At 69.4% G+C, this 458-nt stretch carries 1 protein-coding gene; it reads left to right on the top strand.

Going from position 1 to position 458, the window contains the following annotated elements:
• Positions 1 to 7: 7 nt before the first annotated feature.
• Positions 8 to 172 carry a cell division protein ZipA C-terminal FtsZ-binding domain-containing protein gene (locus FMQ63_RS38815; protein WP_368667218.1) on the top strand — a complete coding sequence of 55 codons (165 nt, stop codon included), beginning with the start codon at positions 8 to 10 and terminating at the stop codon, positions 170 to 172.
• Positions 173 to 458 lie beyond the last annotated feature (286 nt).

Genomic DNA, 458 nt, shown 5'->3' with positions numbered 1-458 from the left:
GGAGAAGATGCTGCCCACCGTGCAGCGCATGGCCGAGCTGCTCGACGGCGTGGTGCTGGACGACAGCCGCAACGCTCTCGGCCGGCAGCGCATCGCGCACATCCGTGACGAACTGCGTGCCTATGATCGCCAGCACCAGGCGCCGCCGCTGACCAAGACCCCGCGCTGGTGAGCGCCATGGTGTGCCGACCAACGGTCGGCACCCACCCCGACCAGCGGTCGGCACCCACAACAGTAGATCCACGCCATGCGTGGATGGGGCGAACCAAGGTTCGCCCCCACCAACAGGGTCAGGCCGGTACGCCGGCGACCTTGGCAAATGCCCCGCGGAACGCGGCCATCTCGTCCTCGGTGCCGACGGTCACGCGCACGCGCTGCGGCCAGATCGGCCAGCTGCGGCCGATGATCACGCCGTTGTCTGCCATCGCCTTGGCAAAGGCGGCACCGTCGCGCTGCTC

The sequence above is a fragment of the Myxococcus sp. CA005 genome (genome assembly GCF_006518205.1).
GTDB lineage: Bacteria > Myxococcota > Myxococcia > Myxococcales > Myxococcaceae > Myxococcus > Myxococcus xanthus.
This window is presented reverse-complemented; position numbering and strand designations above follow the sequence as displayed.

What these genes read in the sequence shown, in the direction of transcription:
- FMQ63_RS38815 (WP_368667218.1), top strand. Translation starts at nt 8, where the DNA reads ATGCTGCCCACCGTGCAGCGCATGGCCGAGCTGCTCGACGGCGTGGTG.